Origin of the sequence: Pseudomonas sp. GL-B-19 (genome assembly GCF_019956415.1) — a bacterium.
Lineage (GTDB): Bacteria > Pseudomonadota > Gammaproteobacteria > Pseudomonadales > Pseudomonadaceae > Aquipseudomonas.
On the sequence record NZ_JAHBDK010000034.1, the window covers coordinates 26,159 to 48,549 of the forward strand.

The 22,391-nt window shown below is 59.7% G+C and carries 20 protein-coding genes and 1 pseudogene; 13 read left to right on the plus strand and 8 right to left on the minus strand.

What is annotated here, in order from left to right; translation table 11 throughout:
* Nucleotides 1–59: 59 nt before the first annotated feature.
* Nucleotides 60–866: a sulfite exporter TauE/SafE family protein gene (locus KGB06_RS14870; protein WP_223516955.1), complete on the minus strand. Its 807-nt coding sequence runs from the start codon at nt 864–866 to the stop codon at nt 60–62.
* Nucleotides 867–1,028: 162 nt separating this feature from the next.
* Here KGB06_RS14870 and KGB06_RS14875 point away from each other — a divergent pair, with 162 nt between their 5' ends.
* Complete coding sequence (locus tag KGB06_RS14875) at nt 1,029–1,892, plus strand: MBL fold metallo-hydrolase (protein WP_223516956.1); 864 nt, start codon at nt 1,029–1,031, stop codon at nt 1,890–1,892.
* A gap of 242 nt (nt 1,893–2,134) precedes the next feature.
* On the opposite strand, the gene bkdR is transcribed toward KGB06_RS14875, so the two are convergent.
* The gene (gene bkdR, locus KGB06_RS14880) at nt 2,135–2,623 is read right to left on the minus strand and encodes a Bkd operon transcriptional regulator BkdR (protein WP_223516958.1); all 489 of its coding nucleotides are present in this window, start codon (nt 2,621–2,623) and stop codon (nt 2,135–2,137) included.
* Nucleotides 2,624–2,808: 185 nt separating this feature from the next.
* Here bkdR and KGB06_RS14885 point away from each other — a divergent pair, with 185 nt between their 5' ends.
* From KGB06_RS14885 to KGB06_RS14905, 5 genes are all read left to right on the plus strand, one after another.
* A complete protein-coding gene (locus KGB06_RS14885; protein WP_223516960.1) occupies nt 2,809–4,044 on the plus strand; it encodes a 3-methyl-2-oxobutanoate dehydrogenase (2-methylpropanoyl-transferring) subunit alpha in 1,236 nt (411 codons plus the stop codon).
* Between the two features lies 1 nt (nt 4,045).
* Nucleotides 4,046–5,104 (plus strand): alpha-ketoacid dehydrogenase subunit beta, encoded by a 1,059-nt coding sequence (locus KGB06_RS14890; RefSeq protein WP_007948485.1) that lies wholly within the window; start codon nt 4,046–4,048, stop codon nt 5,102–5,104.
* Nucleotides 5,105–6,376 (plus strand): dihydrolipoamide acetyltransferase family protein, encoded by a 1,272-nt coding sequence (locus KGB06_RS14895; RefSeq protein ID WP_223516962.1) that lies wholly within the window; start codon nt 5,105–5,107, stop codon nt 6,374–6,376.
* 3 nt (nt 6,377–6,379) lie between these two features.
* Complete coding sequence (gene lpdA, locus KGB06_RS14900; protein WP_223516964.1) at nt 6,380–7,762, plus strand: dihydrolipoyl dehydrogenase; 1,383 nt, start codon at nt 6,380–6,382, stop codon at nt 7,760–7,762.
* Between the two features lie 299 nt (nt 7,763–8,061).
* Nucleotides 8,062–9,081 (plus strand): branched-chain amino acid aminotransferase, encoded by a 1,020-nt coding sequence (locus tag KGB06_RS14905; protein WP_223516966.1) that lies wholly within the window; start codon nt 8,062–8,064, stop codon nt 9,079–9,081.
* A gap of 96 nt (nt 9,082–9,177) precedes the next feature.
* Here KGB06_RS14905 and KGB06_RS14910 read toward each other — a convergent pair whose 3' ends face one another.
* Nucleotides 9,178–9,933: an ArsR/SmtB family transcription factor gene (locus KGB06_RS14910; RefSeq protein ID WP_223516968.1), complete on the minus strand. Its 756-nt coding sequence runs from the start codon at nt 9,931–9,933 to the stop codon at nt 9,178–9,180.
* A gap of 82 nt (nt 9,934–10,015) precedes the next feature.
* Between KGB06_RS14910 and KGB06_RS14915 the strand changes: the two genes are divergently transcribed.
* The gene (locus tag KGB06_RS14915) at nt 10,016–11,122 is read left to right on the plus strand and encodes a cytochrome P450 (RefSeq protein WP_223516970.1); all 1,107 of its coding nucleotides are present in this window, start codon (nt 10,016–10,018) and stop codon (nt 11,120–11,122) included.
* Between the two features lie 44 nt (nt 11,123–11,166).
* Here the strand turns inward: KGB06_RS14915 and KGB06_RS14920 are convergent, their stop codons facing one another.
* Nucleotides 11,167–11,640 carry an MEKHLA domain-containing protein gene (locus KGB06_RS14920; RefSeq protein WP_223516972.1) on the minus strand — a complete coding sequence of 158 codons (474 nt, stop codon included), beginning with the start codon at nt 11,638–11,640 and terminating at the stop codon, nt 11,167–11,169.
* 199 nt (nt 11,641–11,839) lie between these two features.
* Between KGB06_RS14920 and KGB06_RS14925 the strand changes: the two are divergent.
* A pseudogene (locus tag KGB06_RS14925) lies at nt 11,840–12,870 on the plus strand (D-cysteine desulfhydrase family protein).
* A 56-nt stretch (nt 12,871–12,926) separates the two neighbouring features.
* Here the strand turns inward: KGB06_RS14925 and KGB06_RS14930 are convergent.
* Nucleotides 12,927–13,265: an FKBP-type peptidyl-prolyl cis-trans isomerase gene (locus KGB06_RS14930; RefSeq protein ID WP_223516973.1), complete on the minus strand. Its 339-nt coding sequence runs from the start codon at nt 13,263–13,265 to the stop codon at nt 12,927–12,929.
* Between the two features lie 214 nt (nt 13,266–13,479).
* Here KGB06_RS14930 and KGB06_RS14935 point away from each other — a divergent pair, with 214 nt between their 5' ends.
* The 5 genes from KGB06_RS14935 (at nt 13,480) to KGB06_RS14955 (ending at nt 19,944) form a co-directional block, all read left to right on the plus strand.
* Nucleotides 13,480–14,553 carry a sensor domain-containing diguanylate cyclase gene (locus KGB06_RS14935; RefSeq protein ID WP_223516975.1) on the plus strand — a complete coding sequence of 358 codons (1,074 nt, stop codon included), beginning with the start codon at nt 13,480–13,482 and terminating at the stop codon, nt 14,551–14,553.
* 136 nt (nt 14,554–14,689) lie between these two features.
* A complete protein-coding gene (locus KGB06_RS14940; protein ID WP_223516977.1) occupies nt 14,690–15,295 on the plus strand; it encodes a DJ-1/PfpI family protein in 606 nt (201 codons plus the stop codon).
* A gap of 313 nt (nt 15,296–15,608) precedes the next feature.
* On the plus strand, nt 15,609–17,420 hold the full coding sequence (locus tag KGB06_RS14945) for a monovalent cation:proton antiporter-2 (CPA2) family protein (protein ID WP_223516979.1): 1,812 nt from the start codon (nt 15,609–15,611) through the stop codon (nt 17,418–17,420).
* A 465-nt stretch (nt 17,421–17,885) separates the two neighbouring features.
* Nucleotides 17,886–18,569 carry a response regulator transcription factor gene (locus KGB06_RS14950; RefSeq protein WP_223516981.1) on the plus strand — a complete coding sequence of 228 codons (684 nt, stop codon included), beginning with the start codon at nt 17,886–17,888 and terminating at the stop codon, nt 18,567–18,569.
* On the plus strand, nt 18,547–19,944 hold the full coding sequence (locus tag KGB06_RS14955) for a sensor histidine kinase (RefSeq protein WP_223516982.1): 1,398 nt from the start codon (nt 18,547–18,549) through the stop codon (nt 19,942–19,944). Before KGB06_RS14950 ends, KGB06_RS14955 begins: the two co-directional genes overlap by 23 nt.
* Nucleotides 19,945–20,102: 158 nt before the next feature.
* On the opposite strand, the gene KGB06_RS14960 is transcribed toward KGB06_RS14955, so the two are convergent.
* From KGB06_RS14960 to KGB06_RS14970, 3 genes are read right to left on the minus strand one after another with little or no spacing between them, the layout of a single operon-like run.
* Nucleotides 20,103–20,513, minus strand: coding sequence for an SRPBCC family protein (locus KGB06_RS14960; RefSeq protein ID WP_223516984.1), 411 nt, complete (start codon nt 20,511–20,513; stop codon nt 20,103–20,105).
* Between the two features lie 27 nt (nt 20,514–20,540).
* Nucleotides 20,541–21,338 carry an SDR family NAD(P)-dependent oxidoreductase gene (locus tag KGB06_RS14965; RefSeq protein WP_223516986.1) on the minus strand — a complete coding sequence of 266 codons (798 nt, stop codon included), beginning with the start codon at nt 21,336–21,338 and terminating at the stop codon, nt 20,541–20,543.
* A 2-nt stretch (nt 21,339–21,340) separates the two neighbouring features.
* On the minus strand, nt 21,341–22,357 hold the full coding sequence (locus KGB06_RS14970; protein WP_223516987.1) for an aldo/keto reductase: 1,017 nt from the start codon (nt 22,355–22,357) through the stop codon (nt 21,341–21,343).
* Nucleotides 22,358–22,391: the final 34 nt, after the last annotated feature.

Sequence of the window (22,391 nt, forward strand, 5' to 3'; positions counted from 1 at the left end):
TGAGAGTGGTGGTGACCGTCGCTGTGGACCCGACCGGGCCCACATGCAGGGTATTGTTTTTAGACGCCGGCCCTGAACAGCATATAAGCGGCAATCACAAGGCAGACGCTGGCAAAACCAACTTGCAACGCCCGCGCCGGGACCTTCGCGCACAGCTTGCGGCCAATGATCATGCCGACAATGCTGGCGACGATAAAGCTGACGCCGAGGCTATCGATGCGTACGCCGGCCTGAAACGCGCCGATCACGCCGATGGCGGAAATCAGGCTGATCACCATCAAGGACGTGGCGACGATCCCGCGCATCTGCACGTCGGTCAGTTGCTTGAACGCCGGGACGATCAGAAAACCACCGCCCACGCCGAGCAGCCCGGACACCACGCCCGTCACCGCGCCGAGCGAAGCCAAGGTCGCGGTACATTTGGCGGTCCAGGAAAAACGCCCGGTCTGTTGATCGAGCATGCAGTTTTTCTGCCCCCAGTTGGCGTGACCGTGATCGCTCGGCCCCGCTTCCTGACGCTCACGGCGCAGCATCCGCCAAGCGACCATGACCATCAGCAGGCTAAACAGAATCATCAGGATTTTTTCCGGCAACTGATGGGCGAAGTAGATGCCGACCGGGGAAAACACCGCGCCGAGCAGCGCGATCAGCAACGCCGCGCGGTACCGCACCAGGCCATGCCGCAACCCGTCAATCGCCCCGACCGCCGCCGCACTGCCTACCGCAAACAAGGCGACGGGCGCCGCTTGGGTCATGGTCAAACCCAACCCCAGTACCAGGGCCGGCACCGCAAGAATGCCGCCACCGGCCCCGGTCAACCCGAGGACCAGGCCCATGACCATCCCAAAAAAACTTGCCAGCAACATAAACCACTCGTGATCTGCGGAAAAAGGCCGGGAACGCCCGGTATCGATGACAGACAGGATAGAGCCCGCGCAAATTTTTTCATCAATTGAATTGATTCGGGGCTGGTCAATGCAGGGAAAATGAATCTACCCTCGGTACTTGTTCACATAGAATTTTTCACCATGCCTGTCTTGATTGAAGCTTTCCTCGACCCCGCCTCGTCGACCTACAGTTACGTGATCTACGAAGCCGATGGCGGCCAATGCGCCATCGTCGACCCGGTGCTCGACTACGATCCGGCAGCCGGCAGGACACACACCGTCCAGGCAGACAAAATCATCGCGTTCATCCGCGAACATCAATTGCAGGTGCAATGGTTGCTGGAAACCCACGCCCATGCCGATCACCTGTCTGCCGCGCCTTATCTGCGCCGCGAACTGGGCGGCAAAATAGCGATCGGTGAGTCGATCAGCAAGGTTCAAGGCGTGTTCAAAAGCCTGTTCAACCTGGAGCCGGAATTTCGCATTGATGGTTCGCAGTTCGATCATCTGTTCGCGCCGGGCGAGTCGTTCATGATCGGTAATCTCAAGGCCACCGCCCTGCATGTGCCCGGCCACACCCCGGCGGACATGGCTTACCTGATTGACGATGATGTGATTCTGGTCGGCGACACCTTGTTCATGCCGGATGTGGGCACCGCACGCTGCGACTTTCCCGGCGGCAACGCCAACCAGTTATATGCTTCGATTCGTAAACTGCTGGCCTTCCCGGCCAGTGTGAGTCTGTACGTCTGCCACGATTACCCGCCCGAAGGTCGCAAATCCCTGTGCATGACCACAGTCGGCGAACAGCGCAAAAGCAACATTCACGTGCATGACGGTATTGATGAGGCGGCGTTTGTCGAAATGCGCACTCGACGCGATGCCGGGTTGGGCATGCCAAACCTGTTGCTACCAGCAATTCAGGTGAATGTGCGGGCCGGAAATTTGCCCCCAGCCGAGAGTAACGGCGTGACCTACCTGAAAATCCCCATCAACCAACTATGACGCCCCGCCCTCTGCGTAGCAGCTGTCGAGCAACGCGAGGCTGCGTCTGCGGTTTGCCTGACAAAACTCGATTGCCGGGTTTGCGACGGCTGCGCCGCCGGACGCTGCCTCGCGGGGCTCGACAGCTGCTACAAATCCCACCAACAAACTCTGACTCCCCCTACCCTCCGCGTAGCAGCTGTCGAGCAACGCGAGGCTGCGTCTGCGATTTTCCAGACAAAACCCAATGGCCGGGATTGGGGTTAGTTGGACAGGGTCAGGCCATTCGCCGGCAACGGCAGCGCGGTTTTGTAGCGCACTTGCTTGAGGGCGAAGCTCGAACGAATGTTCGCCACGCCAGGGACTTTGGTGAGGAAATCCATCATGAAGCGCTCCAGCGACTGGATGGTCGGCACCAATACCCGAATCAAATAGTCCGGGTCGCCGGCCATCAAATAGCATTCCATCACTTCCGGGCGATCCGAAATCGCTTCCTCGAAATGCTGCAACGCCTCTTCCACCTGTTTCTCCAGACTGACGTGAATGAACACATTCACGTGCAGCCCCAACAGGTCCGCATCCAACAGCGTCACTTGCTCGCGAATCAGGCCCAATTCTTCCATCGCCTTGACCCGGTTGAAGCACGGTGTCGGCGACAGATTGACCGAGCGTGCGAGGTCGGCGTTGGTGATGCGCGCATTCTCTTGAAGGCTGTTCAAAATGCCGATATCGGTACGGTCCAGTTTGCGCATGAGACAAAACCACCTGTTTTTTATGTTTATTCAGATTTTTTATCCTTAAATGATCTTCAGTGCAACGAAACAGAGATAAATATTCTTCTTCGCCGGGCCTATGATTGTTGTAGGACAAGAATTCTTCCACAGAGGAATGACGGTCAGCTCACTACAAGAAATTCACAAGATCGAGCGTAGAAGCCATGAAACAAGCGTACGAACCGCTGCAACTGCACGTTCCCGAACCCTCGGGCCGTCCCGGCTGCAAAACCGACTTCTCCTACCTGCGTCTGACCGACGCCGGCACGGTGCGCAAACCTTCCATCGACGTTGAACCCGCCGACACCGCCGACCTGGCCAAAGGCCTGATTCGCGTGCTCGACGACCAGGGCAATGCCCACGGTCCGTGGGCTGAAGACGTACCGGTCGAGATCCTGCGTAAAGGCATGCGCGCCATGCTCAAGACCCGGATCTACGACAACCGCATGGTCGTCGCCCAGCGTCAGAAAAAAATGTCGTTCTACATGCAGAGCCTCGGCGAAGAAGCCATCGGCAGCGGCCAGGCCCTGGCCTTGAACATCGACGACATGTGCTTCCCCACCTATCGTCAGCAAAGCATCTTGATGGCCCGCGATGTGCCGCTGGTGGGCCTGATCTGCCAACTGCTGTCCAACGAGCGCGATCCGCTCAAGGGCCGCCAGTTGCCGATCATGTACTCGGTGAAAGACGCCGGCTTCTTCACCATTTCCGGCAACCTCGCCACCCAATTTGTACAGGGCGTGGGCTGGGGCATGGCCTCGGCGATCAAGGGCGACACCAAAATCGCCTCGGCCTGGATCGGCGACGGCGCCACCGCCGAATCCGACTTCCACACCGCCCTCACCTTCGCTCACGTGTACCGGGCGCCGGTGATCCTCAACGTGGTCAACAACCAGTGGGCAATCTCCACCTTCCAGGCCATTGCCGGCGGTGAAGCCACCACGTTTGCCGGTCGTGGCGTCGGCTGCGGCATTGCCTCCCTGCGGGTTGATGGCAACGATTTCGTCGCGGTCTACGCCGCCTCTGCCTGGGCCGCCGAACGTGCACGCCGCAACCTCGGCCCGACCATGATCGAGTGGGTCACCTACCGCGCCGGCCCACACTCCACCTCCGATGATCCGTCCAAGTACCGTCCTGCCGACGACTGGAGCTACTTCCCGTTGGGCGACCCAATTGCGCGCCTCAAGCAGCACCTGATCAAGGTCGGTCACTGGTCCGAAGAGGAACACACCGCCGTCAGCGCCGAGCTGGAAGCCGAAGTCATTGCCGCACAGAAAGAAGCCGAACAGTACGGCACCCTCGCCGGTGGCCAGATTCCAAGCGCCGCGACCATGTTCGAAGACGTCTACAAAGAGATGCCGGAGCACTTGAAGCGCCAGCGTCAAGAGTTGGGGATCTGACATGAACGACCACAACAACAAAATTGAGCTGGAAACCGCCATGACTACGACCACCATGACCATGATCCAGGCCCTGCGCTCGGCCATGGATGTGATGCTTGAGCGTGACGACAACGTCGTGGTCTTCGGCCAGGACGTTGGCTACTTCGGCGGCGTCTTCCGTTGCACCGAAGGCCTGCAGACCAAGTACGGCACCTCCCGTGTGTTCGACGCGCCAATCTCCGAAAGCGGGATCGTCGGTGTCGCCGTGGGCATGGGCGCTTACGGTCTGCGCCCGGTGGCCGAGATCCAGTTCGCCGACTACGTCTACCCGGCGTCGGACCAGATCATTTCCGAAGCCGCCCGCCTGCGTTATCGCTCGGCCGGCGAGTTCACCGCCCCGATGACCCTGCGCATGCCTTGCGGCGGCGGCATCTATGGCGGCCAGACCCACAGCCAGAGCATCGAGGCGATGTTCACTCAGGTTTGCGGTCTGCGCACGGTCATGCCGTCCAACCCATACGACGCCAAAGGTCTGCTGATCGCCTCCATCGAAAACGATGACCCGGTGATCTTCCTTGAGCCAAAACGCCTGTACAACGGCCCGTTCGACGGCCATCACGATCGCCCGGTAACCCCTTGGTCGAAACACCCGGCCGCACAGGTTCCGGACGGTTACTACACCGTGCCGCTGGACGTCGCCGCCATTGCCCGTCCGGGCAAGGACGTGACTATCCTGACTTACGGCACCACCGTTTATGTGTCGCAAGTGGCGGCTGAAGAAACCGGCATCGACGCTGAAGTCATCGACCTGCGCAGCCTGTGGCCGCTGGACCTGGACACCATCGTCAAATCGGTGAAGAAAACCGGCCGATGCGTGATCGTTCACGAAGCGACCCGTACCTGTGGCTTCGGCGCCGAACTGGTCGCGCTGGTGCAAGAGCACTGCTTCCACTACCTGGAAGCGCCTATCGAACGCGTCACCGGTTGGGACACTCCCTACCCGCACGCGCAAGAGTGGGCGTATTTCCCTGGGCCGTCCCGTGTGGGCGCGGCTTTGCATCGGGTTATGGAGGTCTGAATGGGCACGCACGTTATTAAAATGCCGGACATTGGTGAAGGCATTGCAGAAGTTGAATTGTCGGTATGGCACGTCAAGGTCGGCGACATGGTCGTCGAAGATCAGGTGCTGGCCGATGTGATGACCGACAAGGCGATGGTCGACATCCCTTCGCCGGTCCACGGCAAGGTGATCGCGCTGGGCGGTGTGCCCGGCGAAGTCATGGCGGTTGGCAGCATCCTGATCAGCATTGAAGTGGAAGGCGCGGGCAACGTTAAAGAGTCGGCGCAGCCTGCTCCAGTTAAAGAAGCGCCGGTTGCAGCGCCTAAAGTTGCAGCCGTGGTGGAAAGCAAACCGGTCGCTGCCGCAGCGCCGCGAGTGGCTGTCTGCCAAGGCCCGATGGTGGCCCGCGAGGCCGACGAACGTCCGCTGGCCTCCCCGGCCGTGCGCAAACATGCGCTGGACCTCGGCATTCAATTGCGTCTGGTACGTGGCAGCGGCCCTGCCGGCCGCGTGTTGCACGAAGACCTCGACGCCTATCTGGCGCAAGGTCAGTCGAATGCATCGACCGTGACCTCCGCTTACGCCCAGCGTAACGACGAAGAGCAAATCCCGGTCATCGGCATGCGCCGCAAGATCGCCCAGCGCATGCAGGACGCCACCCAGCGCGCGGCACACTTCAGTTACGTCGAAGAAATCGACGTCACCGCCGTCGAAGAACTGCGCGCACACCTGAACGAAAAACACGGCGCAACCCGTGGCAAGCTGACCTTGCTGCCGTTCCTGGTCCGCGCCCTGGTTGTCGCCCTGCGCGACTTCCCGCAGATCAACGCCCGTTACGACGACGAAGCCCAAGTCATCACCCGCCTCGGCGCGGTGCATGTGGGCATCGCCACCCAGGCCGACATCGGTTTGATGGTGCCGGTCGTCCGTCATGCCGAAGCCCGCAGCCTGTGGGACAACGCGGCAGAAATCTCCCGTTTGGCCACCGCCGCACGCAATGGCAAGGCCAGCCGCGATGAATTGTCCGGTTCGAGCATTACCTTGACCAGCCTCGGCGCCTTGGGCGGCATCGTCAGCACCCCGGTGCTGAACCTGCCGGAAGTGGCGATTGTTGGCGTCAACAAAATCGTCGAACGCCCGATGGTGGTCAAAGGCCAGATCGTGATTCGCAAGATGATGAACCTCTCCAGCTCCTTCGATCACCGCGTGGTCGATGGCATGGACGCGGCGCAATTCATCCAGGCCGTTCGCGGCTTGCTCGAACAACCCGCTACCCTGTTTGTGGAGTAAGGCATGCAATCTCTGAACACCACACTGCTGATCATCGGCGGCGGCCCTGGCGGATATGTGACGGCGATTCGTGCCGGTCAACTGGGCATTTCCACCATTTTGGTAGAAGGCGAATCCCTGGGCGGCACCTGCCTGAACATCGGCTGCATCCCGTCCAAGGCGTTGATTCACGTGGCCGAGCAGTTTCACCAGACGCAACACCACAGCCAGCATTCGGCTTTGGGCATCAGCGTTTCGGCGCCGACCCTCGACATCACCATGAGTGTCGAGTGGAAGGATGGCATCGTTGATCGCCTGACCACTGGCGTCGCGGCGCTACTGAAAAAGAACAAAGTCCAGGTGATTCAAGGCTGGGCCAAGGTCGTCGACGGCAAAACCGTCGACGTCGGCGACACGCGTATTCAGTGCGAGCACCTGGTGCTGGCCACCGGGTCGAAAAGCGTAAACCTGCCGATGCTGCCGATTGGCGGCCCGATCATCTCCTCCACCGAAGCCCTGGCGCCGAAGTCCGTGCCAAAACGGCTGACCGTGGTCGGTGGCGGCTATATCGGTCTGGAGCTGGGGATTGCCTATTGCAAGCTCGGTGCCGAGGTCAGTGTGGTCGAGGCGCAGGAACGCATCCTGCCCGCCTATGATGCCGAACTGACTCAGCCGGTACACGACGAACTGAAAAAGCTCGGCGTGAAGCTTTACTTGAAGCACAGCGTTCAAGGCTTTGATTCAGAAAGCAACTTACTGAAAGTATTGGGTCCGGATGGCGACACTCTGAATCTGGAAACCGATCAGGTGTTGGTGGCCGTCGGTCGCAAACCCAATACTCAGGGCTGGAACCTCGAAGCGCTGAACCTGGACATGAACGGCTCGGCGATCAAGATCGACCACCGCTGTCAGACCAGCATGCGCAACGTATACGCCATCGGCGACCTGAGCGGCGAACCGATGCTTGCGCACCGGGCCATGGCTCAGGGCGAGATGGTGGCCGAACTGATCAGCGGTAAAACCCGCGAGTTCAACCCCACCGCCATCGCGGCCGTGTGCTTTACCGACCCGGAACTGGTGGTGGTCGGCAAGACCCCGGATGAGGCCGAGACCGCCGGTCTGGACTGCATCGTCGCAAGCTTCCCGTTCGCGGCCAATGGCCGGGCGATGACGCTGGAATCGAAAAGCGGCTTTGTGCGGGTTGTCGCTCGTCGGGACAATCATGTGATTGTCGGCTGGCAAGCGGTGGGTGTGGGGGTTTCCGAACTGTCTACGGCGTTCGCGCAAAGCCTGGAAATGGGCGCGCGGCTGGAAGACATCGGCGGCACCATCCATGCGCATCCGACCTTGGGCGAGGCTGTTCAAGAAGCGGCTTTGCGTGCCCTCGGCCATGCGTTGCACCTGTAAATCCGGACGCAAAACCCTGTAGCAGCTGACGAGCACCGCAAGGCAGCGTCCGGCGACGAAGTCGTCGCAAAACCTGCCACCCAGTGCTTTCAGGTACACCGAGCCAGCTGGAATGCGACGACTTCGTCGCCGGACGCTGCCTCGCGGGGCTCGACAGCTGCTACACGGGACGTATCGATGGTCGCAGAGATCGAATTGCAGGCTGCGAAACCACCTCGGAATGAAGTATTGTTGTCCCCATCCAAAAAACGTCAGAAGCCTTGAACCGTTTCGGCGGTTGTTCAGTGATAGAGGGTGTCATGGGTAACGAAAGCATCAATTGGGACAAGCTGGGTTTTGACTACATCAAGACAGACAAGCGTTTCTTGTCGTACTGGCGCAATGGCGAGTGGGACAAAGGCACCCTGACCGAAGACAACGTGCTGCACATCAGCGAAGGCTCCACTGCCCTTCACTATGGCCAGCAATGCTTCGAAGGCATGAAGGCCTATCGTTGCAAGGACGGTTCGATCAACCTGTTCCGCCCGGACCAGAACGCCCTGCGCATGCAGCGCAGCTGTGCACGCCTGCTGATGCCGTTCGTCGAAACCGAACAGTTCATCGAAGCCTGCAAAGCAGTGGTCCGCGCCAACGAGCGTTTCATCCCGCCTTACGGCACCGGCGGCGCGCTGTACCTGCGCCCGTTCGTGATCGGCGTGGGTGACAACATCGGCGTACGTACCGCCCCCGAGTTCATCTTCTCGATCTTCGCCATTCCGGTCGGCGCCTACTTCAAGGGCGGCCTGACCCCGCACAACTTCCTGATCTCCAGCTTCGACCGTGCAGCCCCACAAGGCACCGGCGCGGCTAAGGTCGGTGGCAACTACGCCGCCAGCCTGATGCCAGGTTCCCAGGCCAAGAAAGCTCACTACGCTGACTGCATCTACCTGGACCCGATGACCCACACCAAGATCGAAGAAGTCGGTTCTGCCAACTTCTTCGGGATCACCCACGACAACAAGTTCGTCACCCCGAACTCGCCGTCGGTCCTGCCAGGCATCACCCGCCTGTCGCTGATCGAACTGGCCAAATCGCGTCTGGGCATGGAAGTGATTGAAGGTGACGTGTTCATCGACAAGCTCTCGGACTTCAAGGAAGCCGGCGCTTGCGGTACCGCGGCCGTGATCACCCCGATCGGCGGCATCAGCTACAACGACCACCTGCACGTGTTCCACAGCGAAACCGAAGTCGGCCCGGTCACCCAGAAGCTCTACAAAGAGCTAACCGGTGTACAGACCGGCGACATCGAAGCGCCAGCGGGCTGGATCGTCAAGGTTTGATCTGACGCGGCTGTTCGCTCGAGCAAAAAAGTCCGGCTATCGATTGGATAGCCGGGCTTTTTTTCGCCTTCGATTTGTCAGAGTTATTTTTACAATTCAGTGGGTAACGGAAATATCTTGATGCCTTTTATCAATAGGTATTGATGATCCGTTTGAAGACGGCAGCGCCAGGTCGAACTGCGCGCCAAGCGCCTTGCGCCCCACCGCCGTCAACGTCAACGCCCGGCTGTCCAGGTCCTGCGTCACCCACTTACGTTTGATCGCGGATTGCAGCAACGCCGCCCCCAACGAGCCACCCAGATGCGGCCGACGCATGCTCCAGTCCAGACACGGACAGGCGAAACGGCGACGCAGCGTACTCAGGTCCTTGACCTCAATGCCCAATCCTTCAAACAGCGCCTCGCCGCTGTCACTCAGCCGATAAGCCTGCTCATCGGTTTCCAGCAACCAGCCTTTTTCCAGCATCCGGTCATGCAGCAACACCGCCAGCGTGCCGGCCATGTGGTCGTAGCAGGTGCGAGCGAATTGCAGGCGATCCGGCGTGCGCGAGTTGAACGTCGGCGCGGTGTTCTGGCCGATCACCATCAGCGCTTCCAGTGCCTGGGCCACGCGTTTGTCCGCCAGGCTGTAATAACGATGGCGGCCCTGCACGTGCAGCCGCACCAGCGCCAGTTCCTTGAGTTTGGACAAGTGCGCGCTGGCGGTGGAGGCGCTTACCTCGGCAATCGCCGCCAGTTCGGTGCTGGTGCGGGCGTGGCCGTCCATCAGCGAACAGAGGATTTTCGTCCGGGCCGGCTCCGCGATGGCTGCCGCTACGTGAGAGACGCCGATGTCGTGTTGTTCTACGTTCATATTTCGCTCCCGGACGAATCAAGGGCCTTTCGGACTGGAGATAGTAGCAACACTTTCCCCACCCCGAACGAGGCTGCGACCCATGGACCCGATCATCGCTGCGACTCATGCCGACCCTTATCCCTATTACGCGCAATTGCGTGACCAAGGAGGACTGATTTTTCACGAAGGACTGAAAATGTGGGTGGCCAGCAGCGCCCGAGCGGTCGCCGCCGTACTGGCACACCCTGATTGCCATGTCCGGCCGGTCGCCGAACCGGTGCCCAAGGCGATTGCCGGCGGCCTGGCGGGCAAGGTGTTCGGGCAGTTGATGCGGATGAATGAAGGTGAACGGCAGCGCTGCCCGAGGTCGGCGATTGAGCCAGGGCTAGGGTTGATTGATGGGGATGAAGTCAATGCGTTGGTGGCGGCGCGATTGATCACGCCGGACGTCGACGGTTTGTACAACGCCATGTTTCGCGGGCCGGTGTGCGTGGTGGCGGCACTGCTGGGGTTCACGCCGGCTCAGGGTCGGACGATCAGCGAGCTGACAGCGGATTTCGTGGCATGCCTGTCGTCGCTCAGCGTTCAGGCGCAACTCAACGCAGCACAGGCTGCCGCTGAACATTTACGAGGTTACTTCATTGAGTTGCTCGACGACCCGGACAATAAAAGCCCACTGCTCACCGGGATTCGCGAGCGCTTCGCTGGCGACCAGGAAACGCTGATCGCCAATCTGATTGGCCTGTTTTCCCAGACCTTTGAAGCCACTGCGGGGCTGATCGGCAATGCGCTGTTGGCGGTGATTCGACATCCATCGCTTCAGCAGGGCTGCGTAGATGATTTGATTGCCGAAACCCAGCGTTTTGACCCGTCGGTGCAAAACACTCGCCGGTTTGTTGCCGCGCCCTGTGAGACTGAGGGCGTGCGCCTGCATGCGGGCGATGTGGTTCTGGTGCTGTTGGCGTCGGCCAATCGCGATCCGCAGCTGAATGACAGCCCCGACGTCTTTCGTCTGGATCGCCCGCAGCGCCGAAGTTTTACCTTTGGCGCGGGGCGGCATCAGTGTCCGGGGCAATTGTTGGCGTTGGGGATTGCCAGTGCGACGTTGCGGGAGATTCTGGCGCACCAGCCTGCGCCGGAACGATTGGCCTGGGAGTACCGGCCTTCGTTGAATGGGCGGATTCCGGTGTTTCGTGATGTGGCGTGAGACCGCGAAGAAGTCATGACAAACGACGCATCATTCAAAACCTGTCAATCAATTACACCAACGCGCGAACTATCCGGCCAGAACAATGCTGCCTGCCCCCGATGCTCGCCGTGCTGATCGATCAGGGTCCAGACTTTGCCTTCGTAAATCATGAAGGCATTGCCGTCCCTGTCCACCCGCCAGCCGCTATAGCCGTGAGCAATTCCGTTGACCGTGACCTGTTCCAGCAATGTCTGGCGCATGGCTCGGTCCAACGGTGAAGCGCTGAACCGTGACGGCATACCAAGGAACTGCGAGCGATCGTATTTGAAACTGGCCAGCGTCTGTTCATTGGCATAGAAGAAACGAGGATCGTCTTCAGTGCCATGGGCTAACAGGCTGTAAGGCGCGTGCTCGTGCAACCAGTGCAAGCGTTCCGTTCCGGTCAGTGATTCGGGGGCCGGCAGACCCTGGCCGGTCCAGTGCCGAAAAGCCTCGTCCAGCAGTTGAACAGCTGCATATTCGTTGATTGGCGACACGCGCCCTCCCATAACATGGCGTCGGTGAAGCTCCCCGCCTCGACCACCGCGACGAAGACTTCCATTGGCCTGAGTTTGGCCATGATCATGCCTGCATTAAATACATCAGGTTAAAAGAGTTGTTACCGGCGATGTGTTTATCCGCAGGGGCTTTCTCCCTAGAGTCACCGTAATAACATTGAACATCGAGCCAGCATTGATGCAAACCCTTCTGGACAAGTCATTAAGTTCTTTTGCCCGGGCCGACCTTCTGCAAGGCCCGACGCCCATCCAGCGCGCTGAACGCCTTGAGCAGCAGTTGGGTTTGAAGGCGCAAGGCATCGGCCTGTTCCTCAAGCGCGATGATCACATGCTGATTGGCGGTGGTGGCAACAAACTGCGCAAACTCGAATTTCATCTCGGCGCAGCATTGGGGCCGGGGTCGAAACGGTCATCACCATCGGCGGCCTTCAATCCAACCATGCGCGGCTGACCGCTGCGGTGTGTGCCCGCCTCGGTATCGCCTGCGAACTGATCCTCACCCGATCAGTCCCGAAAACGGAAGTGGGCTACGAACTCAACGGCAACGTCCTGCTCGACCAGTTGTTCGGCGCCTCCATCTGCGTGCTGGCCGGTGGCAGCGATTCACTTGCCGAAGCCGAGAAACGCGCCGAACACCTTCGGGCTTCCGGGCACAAGGTACTGGTGATTCCTACGGGCGGCTCGACACCGCTGGGCGCTCTTGGCTATGCGCGCTGCGCGGAGGAGATTGCGCAACAAGAAACCGAACTCGGCCTCACCTTCAATCAGGTCGTGGTACCCAACGGCAGCGCCGGCACCCACGCCGGGCTCGCGGCCGGGTTTCAGTTGCTGGATCGAGGTACTTCGCTGGTGAAGTCGTACTCGGTTTTATCAGACAGGGATACCTCAGCGGCCAGAACCCTGCAACTGACCCAGGATGTACTGTCTTTACTTGGCAGCAGCGCCAGTGTTCAGGCTTCAGAGATCGTCATCGACGGCAGTCAGTTGGGCGATGGATACGGCCTGCCGACACCGGCCATGCTGGACGCGGTGCGTTTGATGGCTCGCGCTGAAGGGCTGTTGATCGACCCGGTATATTCCGGGAAAGCGTTCGCCGGGTTGCTGGCCGATCTCACGCAAGGAGGCTTCCGATCCGGTGACAATGTGCTGTTTGTGATGACCGGCGGTACACCGGGGTTGTATGCGTATCGGGAGGCGTTTCAGGGCTGAAGGTTAGTCCCCGACAAGCCACCTCGCCAAAAAAATCCTTTCATCCCAAGCCTCAGTCAATCATCCCGCGTCAGCACTTCCAGCAGTTCAATCTCGAAAATCAGGTTCGAGTTCGGCGTAATCTTGCCCATCGTCCGTTCGCCATAGGCCAGATGCGCCGGCACCAGCAATTTGCGCTTGCCGCCCACCTGCATCCCCATAATCCCCTGATCCCACCCTTTGATAACCCGGCCAGTGCCAATCACGCACTGGAAAGGTTTGCCACGGCTGTAGGACGAGTCGAATTCGGTGCCGTCTTCCAGCCAGCCACGATATTGGGTGGTGATCAGCGCGCCTTTGACGGCGGCTTTGCCGTCGCCTGGCTGGAGGTCGATGATTTGCAGTTGTTCATTCATGACGATGTTGGTCTGTTTGCGGTATTCGAGGGTCGTGGTTTTCCCAGAAAATCATCCTGCTTGCAACTCTTCAGGTGCCTTTATCGGAATGGGACAATCGCTGCACATCAAGTCTAGCGCTCGCTAGATAGAAAGCGACTGCAACCAAGCGGTCCGGTGAACTAACATAAGCACCAACGTTTCCCTCGGTTTAATACCCAATGACTCTCCCTGAATGAATCTGCTCTGGATCAGCGCAGCCATTGGCTCAGTCATGCTTGCCCTGCTCATCGCGATGATCTATCGAGAGCGCTCGCTGAAAAAACAACTGGGCGAGTGTCGTGCACTGATTGCCAGCCTGTCCGAGGGACCGTCCGTGCGTCAGAATGGCGACGCCGAACGCTTCAAACGCAGTCAATACTTCGCCCGTATCGGCACCTGGGACTGGGACGTCGACACCGACAAGCTCTACTGGTCGGACGCGATCTACGGCATGTTCGGCTTCAAGATCGGCGAAGTGACACCCTCCTACGCCCTGTTTTGCTCCTGCGTACACCCGGAGGACCGCGCCAGCGTGCGCGCCGGGGAATTGCGCTGCCTGGAAACCGGCGAAAACCATGACGAGGAATACCGCGTCGTCTGGCCCGACGGTAGCATCCATTGGTTGCGAGAGACCGGCAACGTGGTCAAGAACGACCACGATGCCACCGTCAAAATGATGGGCGTAGTGCGCGACATCACAGAGGAAAAAGCTTCCGCCAGTTACCTGCAATACCTGGCTCATTACGATCCACTGACCGGGCTGCCCAATCGACTGGTGCTGGAAGAACGTTTGTCCGAGGCACTGGAACAAGCCCGTATCGGCGCCACACGGGTTGTGCTGGTGTTTGTCGACCTCAACGGTTTCAAGGCCATCAACGATCACTACGGCCATGCGGCCGGCGACCGCGTCCTGATCGCCACGGCCGCCCGGTTGAAAAAAATATTGCGTTCCACCGACACCGTCGCCCGAATCGGCGGCGACGAATTTGTGGTCATTCTCCAAGGATTGCCTCAGGACATCTGCCTGCAGGATGAAGCGCGCAGCATCTGCCAGAAAATCTTCGTCGAACTTTCACCGCCGATCATCATCGGTAACGACCAGCGCCACATCGGCACCAGTCTCGGGGTCGCGGTGTACCCGGACCATGCGCCAAGCATGGACCGGCTGATTCATATTGCGGACCTGGCGATGTATGAGGCCAAGCGCAGTGGGAATAATCAGTATCGGTTGGGCTTCGAGAGCCCTGTGCGAGCTCCCGGCCAATAGGGCTTGAACGCTCCACCGCGGTACTGTGCTTGCGAAAAATCATTCCTTACTGTTGCGATGATTCTGCGCCTGACTGTACCGGGGATTGCGCCTCGGCTCGGCGTAGGCTGCGTGAACACACTCAGGACTGACCGCCATGCACATTGCCATTCTGACCTTCGACGGTTTCAACGAACTGGATTCCCTGATCGCTTACGGCATGCTCAGCCGGGTGTCGCTGCTGGGAGACATGGACTGGCGCGTGAGCATCGCTTCGCCGACGCCGCGTGTCACGTCCATGAATGGTTTGACCATTGATGCGCAGATTGATCTGGCCGAGGCTTGCCAGGCGGATGCTGTGCTGGTTGGGAGCGGACGCAAGACTCGTGAAGTAGCTGAGAATTCGGCGATCATGGATCAACTGCGTTTCGATCCAGGCCGGCAGTTACTGGCTGCGCAATGTTCTGGCACCTTTTTACTGGCAAAGCTCGGCTTGCTCGGCGACGCCCCCGCTTGCACCGATGCCATCAGCAAGCCGTGGGTGCAGGCGGCTGGTGTAAATGTCGTCAATCAGGCGTTTTATGCCAATGGGAATGTCGCGACGGCAGGTGGTTGTTTGTCGGCGCAGTATTTGGCGGTGTGGTTTCTAGCTCGACTGAAAGGCACTGAAGCGGCTCGGGAGGTGTTGCACAACTTCGCGCCGGTGGGTGAGAAGGATGAGTATGTGGCTCGGGGGATGGCACATATCGAGGCGTTTATCTGATTGCACGGTTGTCTGGTCGGGCGTCTTCGCTGGCAAGCCAGCTCCTACAGGTGACCGCATTCCCCTGTGGGAGCGAGCCTGCTCGCGATAGCGGTATTCGTGGTTCGGGGGATGGCCCATCTCGGGGCATTTATTTGATTGCACGGTTGTCTGCTCGAGCATCTTCGCTGGCAAGCCAGCTCCTACAGGTAAGCGCGTTCTCCTGTAGGAGCTGGCTTGCCAGCGATAGCCGTTTATCGGCGCGTAAAGGCTGACGCATTTCGCCGCAGCCTTTATCCTTGGCGCCCCGCCGTATCGAGTGTTGGAGTAAGTCATGCCCCATGAAGGCAACCTGTTGCAAGCCGCTGTCGTATTTCTGTTCGCGGCGGTGCTCACCGTGCCCTTGGCCAAGCGCCTGCAATTGGGAGCCGTGCTGGGTTATCTGTTTGCCGGCGTCCTCATCGGGCCGTCCGTGCTGGGGTTGATTGGCAATCCGCAAAGTGTCAGCCACATCTCTGAACTCGGCGTGGTGTTGCTGTTGTTCGTCATCGGCCTGGAACTGTCGCCGCGACGCTTGTGGGTGATGCGCAAATCAGTGTTCGGCGTGGGTCTGGCGCAGGTGCTGCTGACGGGTTTGGTGATTGGCGTACTGGCGCTGTTCGTCTTCGGTCAGCCGCTGAACAGCGCCATCGTGCTGGGCCTTGGCCTAGCCTTGTCGTCCACCGCGTTTGGCTTGCAAAGCCTGGCTGAGCGCAAGGAACTGACCAGCCCTCACGGCCGGTTGGCGTTTGCGATTCTGCTGTTTCAGGACATCGCCGCGATCCCGCTGATCGCCATGGTCCCGCTGCTGGCGGGTGGCGATCACGCCAGCACCGCGGCCGACAATGTGAATCATGGTTTGCGAGTGTTGGCCAGCATTGCGGTGGTGGTGATCGGCGGACGCTATCTGTTGCGCCCGGTGTTTCGCGTGGTTGCCAAGACTCGTTTGCCGGAGGTGTCCACTGCGACGGCGCTGCTGGTGGTGATCGGTACGGCGTGGCTGATGGACCTGGTCGGCGTGTCCATGGCGCTTGGCGCGTTCCTCGCCGGGTTGCTGCTGGCGGACTCCGAATACCGGCATGAACTGGAAGCGCAGATCGAACCATTCAAAGGCCTACTGCTGGGGTTGTTCTTCATCAGCGTCGGTATGGGGGCCAACCTGAGCTTGCTGCTCAGCGCGCCGATTGCAGTGCTCGGGCTGACGTTACTGCTGATCGCAATCAAACTGCCGCTGCTGTTTATCGTGGGTCGATTGGCCGGTGGCTTGGGCAATGTCAATGCGCTGCGTCTGGGCATCGTGTTGGCGGCTGGTGGTGAATTCGCATTTGTGGTGTTCAAGATCGGCCGCGATCAGGGCTTGTTCGAGCCGCACCTGTACGACTTGCTGGTGCTGACGATCACCCTGTCCATGGCGGTGACGCCGCTGTTGTTGCTGCTGTGCGCACGGCTCTATTCGCCCAAGGTGCAACCTGTCGTGGTGCCGGAAAAATTTCGTAAAATCGACACCGATGCGCCGCGTGTGGTGATTGCCGGCATGGGCCGAATGGGGCAGATCGTGGCGCGGATTCTGCGGGCGCAAAACATCAAATTCGTGGCGCTCGACACCTCGGTGGAAACCATCGAACTGTCCCGCAGTTTCGGCGGTGTGCCGGTGTTCTATGGCGACCCGATGCGCCCGGAAATCCTCAGCGCAGCCAAGGTCGAACAGGCCGAATATTTTGTCATCGCCACCGATGATCCGGACACCAACATCAAGACCGCCGAGGTGGTGCATCGGTTGTATCCGCACATCAAAATCATTGCTCGAGCACGTAACCGCCAGCATGTGCATCGCCTGGTGGATCTTGGCGCCGAGGCGATTCGAGAAACCTATTACTCGAGCCTGGAAATGAGCCGGCGCACGTTGGTTGGCCTGGGGCTGACCCAGGCCCAGGCCGATGCGCGGATCAAGCGCTTCAAGCATCACGATGAGCAGGTGCTGGAGGCGCAGCATGCCGTTTATGACGATGCCGCGAAGGTGTTGCAGACCGCGCAGGAAGCGCGGGCTGAGCTGGCTAAATTGTTTGAGTCGGATCAGTTGGAGGAGCAGGAAGTGAGTAAGGTTTAAGTCCTGTGGTGACAGTGCTGATGCCATCGCGGGCAAGCCATGCTCCTACAGTCAAGCACACAGCAAAACGCCGCTTCCACCAGAGGCAGAAGCGGCAGAGGCAATGAGCCTCAGCGAATCAGGACACACTCGAGAGCGTGCTTGTTTCTTCTGCGACCGGATAGAAACCATCAGAAGATCTATTCATTGTTGTATCGCTCCAGGCAGGAAAGATGGTGTAACAACTCTTCGAATGGAGCATTGCAGTCACCGTGCCAGACGCAAAAACTAAATAAATCGTTGTTTTTCAATAGCCTATAAAGATTTAACTTCTATTTCTCATGCGATTTGCAAGGAACACGTCAACACGACGGGTTTTCTGCATTGAATGAAATAATAAGTGCATGAAGTTTTATTTAGAAAGCCTTCAATCATTTCTTGGCAAAATGCTGCACATCATTGAGAACCGCTAATCAGGCCAGCCCTATGACCCGCATCTTGACCATCGAAGACGACGCCGTGACCGCCCGGGAAATCGTCGCCGAATTGAGCAGCCACGGCCTCGATGTCGATTGGGTCGACAATGGCCGTGAAGGCCTGGAGCGTGCGGTCAGTGGCGACTACGACCTGATCACCCTCGACCGAATGCTGCCGGAGCTCGATGGGCTGGCGATTGTCACCACGTTGCGGACCATGGGCGTGGCCACGCCGATCCTGATGATCAGCGCCCTCTCCGACGTCGATGAGCGGGTGCGGGGCTTGCGCGCGGGCGGTGACGATTACCTGACCAAGCCGTTCGCCACCGATGAAATGGCCGCCCGCGTTGAAGTGCTGCTGCGCCGTCAGAACACCGTGACCGCCCAGGCCACCACACTGCGAGTGGCTGACCTGGAACTCAACCTGATCAGCCACGAAGCCAGCCGCGCCGGCCTGCTGCTGACGCTGCTGCCGACCGAGTACAAATTGCTCGAATTCCTGATGCGCAACACCGGGCAGATTCTGTCGCGCATGATGATCTTTGAAGAAGTCTGGGGCTACCACTTCGACCCCGGCACCAACCTGATCGACGTGCACATCGGCCGTTTGCGCAAGAAAATTGACCCACAAGGCCAGGCCCCACTGATTCGGACCGTGCGAGGCTCGGGTTATGTCATTGCCGAACCCGTCTAACGGCTGGCGTTCCTCCAGCAGCCGCTTGCTGGCGCTCTACAGCTCGCTGTTTGTGGTCTGGAGCGCGATCCTCATGGGCGTCATGTACTACGAGGTGTCCGCTTACCTGGACAACCTGGCCAAGCATTCGCTGATGCAACGTCAGCATTTGTTTTCGCACTTTCAGGGCGAACAATTGGCGGACGCCCTCGCCGTCAGCATGACCTTCGACATTCGCGGCATCGACGCCTATGGCCTGTTCGATGCTCAGCACCGCTACCTCAGCGGTGCACTTCGCCAAATGCCCGAAGGCCTGCCGCTGGACGGCAAGATCCACATGCTCAGCGATTGCGCCGACTCCGACGACCCGACCCTGCCCGCCGACAGCTGCGACGCGGTCGCGACCCAGACCCGGGACGGTCGCTGGCTAGTGCTGGTGCGCGACAACGGTTCGTTGTTCGCTGTCACCCGGATCATCCTTCATGCGTTGCTCTGGGGCGTCACGCTGACGATCATTCCTGGCATTGTCGGTTGGCACTTGTTGCGGCGCCGCCCCCTGCGACGTATCCGTGCGATCCAGGCCAGCGCCGAAGCCATCGTCGCCGGTGATTTGACCCGACGCCTGCCCTTGTCCAATCGCCGCGATGAACTGGACATGCTCGCCGCCATCGTCAACGCCATGCTGGAACGCATCGAGCGGTTGATGCACGAGGTCAAGGGTGTCTGCGACAACATCGCCCACGACCTGCGCACCCCGCTGACACGCCTGCGGGCGCAGCTGTACCGGATTCAGCAACAGGCTGAAGACGGCTCGACGCTGGCCGTGCAACTGGATTCCGTGCTCGGTGAAGCGGACACACTGATGGCGCGCTTTCGCGGGTTGCTGCGGATTTCCGAGTTGGAAGATCGCCAGCGTCGGTCAGGTTTTGTGCAACTGGACCCGGTGCCGTTGCTGCAAGAGCTGCACGACTTTTACCTGCCGCTGGCAGAAGAAGGCGAACTGAATTTCACCCTGCAATTGCCAGCGAGCTTGCCAGCGCTTAACGGGGATCGAGCGCTGTTGTTCGAAGCTGTGGCGAATTTGCTGAGTAACTCGATCAAGTTCACACCGCCGGGGGGCGAGGTGATATTGCGCGGGGTCCGTGAAGGTGGATTTACGCGAATCGAAGTGCTCGACTCCGGCCCGGGCATTCCAGAGGCCGAACGCGAGGCGGTGTTTCAACGCTTCTATCGTGCTGAGGGGGGCCATCAGAAAAGCGGGTTTGGTTTGGGATTGTCGATTGTCGCGGCGATTGCCAGCCTGCATGGGTTTGCGCTGGAGGTGGGTAGCAGCGAACTCGGTGGCGCGCGGTTGGTGCTTGATTGCAAAAACTCAGCCCTGACACAACCCTTGTAGCAGCCGCCGAGCCTGCGAGGCTGCGTTCGGCTGCGGAGCAGTCGTAAAACTTGAGCACGCGGTCTGTCAGATACACCGCGTTGCCTGATTTCACGACTGCTTCGCAGCCGAACGCAGCCTCGCAGGCTCGGCAGCTGCTACAAGGTCAACTCGTATTTCTAGGCCGGGTAATTGGCCCGCAGTGCCTGCAGCCCGCCCTGATAAATCCCGTTGAACAACGCCACCACTTCTTCCTCACTCACACCCACCGGTTCAAACCGCCCCGACCACGTAACCCGAGCCCCCTGCCCCTGCGCTTCAACACGGATAGTTGCCAGATACTCAGTAGCCGGAAACGGCGCCTGCAGAATCGAATAGCTGTACGTCTTCCCGGCGTTGTCAAACACCTCCAGCCGCTCAACCACCACCGCGCCGTCCGCGGTTTGCAGACTGCGCACGCGCCCGCCTTCGCTCAACTCGCTTTTGGGAATAAACGGCAGCCAGTCCGGCAGCGAGTTGAAGCCGCCGATCAATTGCCACACTTCATCGGCCGAGGCCGGGATATCGATAAACGCTGATGCAGTCGCCATGTAAAGCTCTCTCTAAATGAATAGTTTTCAAATCGCCATGCTGTCGACGACACCGCCATCGACGCGTAATGCCGCGCCGGTCGTGGCCGAGGACAGCGGCGAAGCGATGTAAGCCACCAAATTGGCGACTTCTTCGACATTCGCCACTCGCTGGATAATCGACGTCGGCCGCGCCTTGCGCACGAACGCATCAGCTTCTTCGCGAACACTGCGGCCGGATTCGGCAGTAGCGTCCTTGAGCATCTGCTCCAGGCCATCGGTCAGCGTCGGGCCGGGCAGAATCGCATTGACCGTCACGCCAGTGCCCGCCAGGCGTTTGGCCAGGCCATGGGACACCGCCAGGTTGGCGCTTTTGGTCACGCCATAGTTGAGCATGTCGGCCGGGATCGCGATCCCGGATTCCGAGGACAGGAAAATCACCCGGCCCCAGCCCTGCTTGACCATGTCCGGCACGTAATGCCGGGACAGGCGTACGCCGGAGATTACATTGACCTCATAAAACCGCGTCCACTCGCTGTCTGGCGTGTCGAAGAAATCCACCTCGTTAAAGATCCCGAGGTTGTTCACCAAAATGTCGGCGCGCGGTTCGGCAGCAAACAACAGCTCGGCGCCTTCGGCAGTACCCAGGTCGGCGGTCAGGCCGCGCAATTGCGCACCCGGCACGCTCTGACGAATGCTCGCCAGCGCCTGCTCGACCTTGACCGTCTCACGGCCGATCACCACCACCGTGGCGCCGGATTCGGCCAGCGCCTTGCTGATGCCCAGGCCAATGCCGGCGGTGCTGCCGCTGACAATGGCGAGTTTTCCACTCAGATCAATCTTCATGCTCAAACTCCTGTGATCGGCAATGGCGCGCGGTCGGACACCAGTTTTGCGTCGCGCATCGCCTGCCAGAAAGCTGCGGGAATAACCGCCGACAGCGCCGCCACGTCTTCAGCAATTCGCTCCGGACGGCTGGACCCCGGAATCACCGCCGCCACGGCCGGGTTGGCCAACGAGAACTGCAACGCCGCAGCCTTGATGTCGACACCATGAGCGGCGGCGATGCGTTTGATGTGCTCGACTTTGTTGATGATCGCCGGGCTGGCCTTCTGGTATTCGAAGTGCGCACCGCCAGCCAGAATGCCCGAACTGTAAGGACCACCGACCACGATCTCGACCTTCTGCGCCAGGGCGGCGTCCATCAAACGTTGCAACGCTCGATCGTGGTCGAGAAGAGTGTAGCGACCCGCTAGCAGGAAGCCGTCGGGTTGGGCTTCGGTCAGATCAAGGGTCAGCTCGCACGGCTCGACCTTGTTCACGCCCAACCCCCAGCCCTTGATCACGCCTTCTTCGCGCAAACGGGTTAGCACTTTGAACGCGCCGGTGCGGGCCTGATTGAAGTATTCCAGCCATTGATCGCCATAAAAGTCCTGCGCGATGTCATGCACCCAGACGATGTCCAGACGGTCGGTTTGCAGACGCTTGAGGCTGTCTTCGATGGAGCGCAGTGTGGCGTCGGCGCTGTAGTCGTTGACGATCTTGTTCGGGCGACCGTGTTCGAACACCCCGCTCTTCTCACCCAGATCACGGGCCGCGGCGTCTTCGACCTCATCAAGAATGACCCGGCCGACTTTGCTGCTCAGCACATAGTCGTCGCGGTTGTACTGGGCCAGCGCGTTGCCCAAGCGGATTTCCGACAGGCCCGAACCGTAGAACGGCGCGGTGTCGAAGTAACGTACGCCGGCATCCCAGGCGGCGTGCACAGTGGCCAGCGCCTCTTCTTCAGGAATGGCGCGAAACATATTGCCCAATGGCGCCGTGCCGAAACCCAGCGCGCCGGGCAGTTTGTCTTTCAAGCTCATGATTCAATCCTCGTCAGTTTCAGTGGTCAGTTGC

What these genes read in the sequence shown, in the direction of transcription:
- lpdA (WP_223516964.1), top strand. Translation starts at nt 6,380, where the DNA reads ATGCAATCTCTGAACACCACACTGCTGATCATCGGCGGCGGCCCTGGC.
- KGB06_RS14955 (WP_223516982.1), top strand. Translation starts at nt 18,547, where the DNA reads ATGTCATTGCCGAACCCGTCTAACGGCTGGCGTTCCTCCAGCAGCCGC.
- KGB06_RS14945 (WP_223516979.1), top strand. Translation starts at nt 15,609, where the DNA reads ATGCCCCATGAAGGCAACCTGTTGCAAGCCGCTGTCGTATTTCTGTTC.
- KGB06_RS14905 (WP_223516966.1), top strand. Translation starts at nt 8,062, where the DNA reads ATGGGTAACGAAAGCATCAATTGGGACAAGCTGGGTTTTGACTACATC.
- KGB06_RS14940 (WP_223516977.1), top strand. Translation starts at nt 14,690, where the DNA reads ATGCACATTGCCATTCTGACCTTCGACGGTTTCAACGAACTGGATTCC.
- KGB06_RS14970 (WP_223516987.1), bottom strand. Translation starts at nt 22,357, where the DNA reads ATGAGCTTGAAAGACAAACTGCCCGGCGCGCTGGGTTTCGGCACGGCG.
- KGB06_RS14890 (WP_007948485.1), top strand. Translation starts at nt 4,046, where the DNA reads ATGAACGACCACAACAACAAAATTGAGCTGGAAACCGCCATGACTACG.
- bkdR (WP_223516958.1), bottom strand. Translation starts at nt 2,623, where the DNA reads ATGCGCAAACTGGACCGTACCGATATCGGCATTTTGAACAGCCTTCAA.
- KGB06_RS14895 (WP_223516962.1), top strand. Translation starts at nt 5,105, where the DNA reads ATGGGCACGCACGTTATTAAAATGCCGGACATTGGTGAAGGCATTGCA.
- KGB06_RS14950 (WP_223516981.1), top strand. Translation starts at nt 17,886, where the DNA reads ATGACCCGCATCTTGACCATCGAAGACGACGCCGTGACCGCCCGGGAA.
- KGB06_RS14885 (WP_223516960.1), top strand. Translation starts at nt 2,809, where the DNA reads ATGAAACAAGCGTACGAACCGCTGCAACTGCACGTTCCCGAACCCTCG.
- KGB06_RS14965 (WP_223516986.1), bottom strand. Translation starts at nt 21,338, where the DNA reads ATGAAGATTGATCTGAGTGGAAAACTCGCCATTGTCAGCGGCAGCACC.
- KGB06_RS14930 (WP_223516973.1), bottom strand. Translation starts at nt 13,265, where the DNA reads ATGAATGAACAACTGCAAATCATCGACCTCCAGCCAGGCGACGGCAAA.
- KGB06_RS14935 (WP_223516975.1), top strand. Translation starts at nt 13,480, where the DNA reads ATGAATCTGCTCTGGATCAGCGCAGCCATTGGCTCAGTCATGCTTGCC.
- KGB06_RS14870 (WP_223516955.1), bottom strand. Translation starts at nt 866, where the DNA reads ATGTTGCTGGCAAGTTTTTTTGGGATGGTCATGGGCCTGGTCCTCGGG.
- KGB06_RS14910 (WP_223516968.1), bottom strand. Translation starts at nt 9,933, where the DNA reads ATGAACGTAGAACAACACGACATCGGCGTCTCTCACGTAGCGGCAGCC.
- KGB06_RS14960 (WP_223516984.1), bottom strand. Translation starts at nt 20,513, where the DNA reads ATGGCGACTGCATCAGCGTTTATCGATATCCCGGCCTCGGCCGATGAA.
- KGB06_RS14915 (WP_223516970.1), top strand. Translation starts at nt 10,016, where the DNA reads ATGGACCCGATCATCGCTGCGACTCATGCCGACCCTTATCCCTATTAC.
- KGB06_RS14875 (WP_223516956.1), top strand. Translation starts at nt 1,029, where the DNA reads ATGCCTGTCTTGATTGAAGCTTTCCTCGACCCCGCCTCGTCGACCTAC.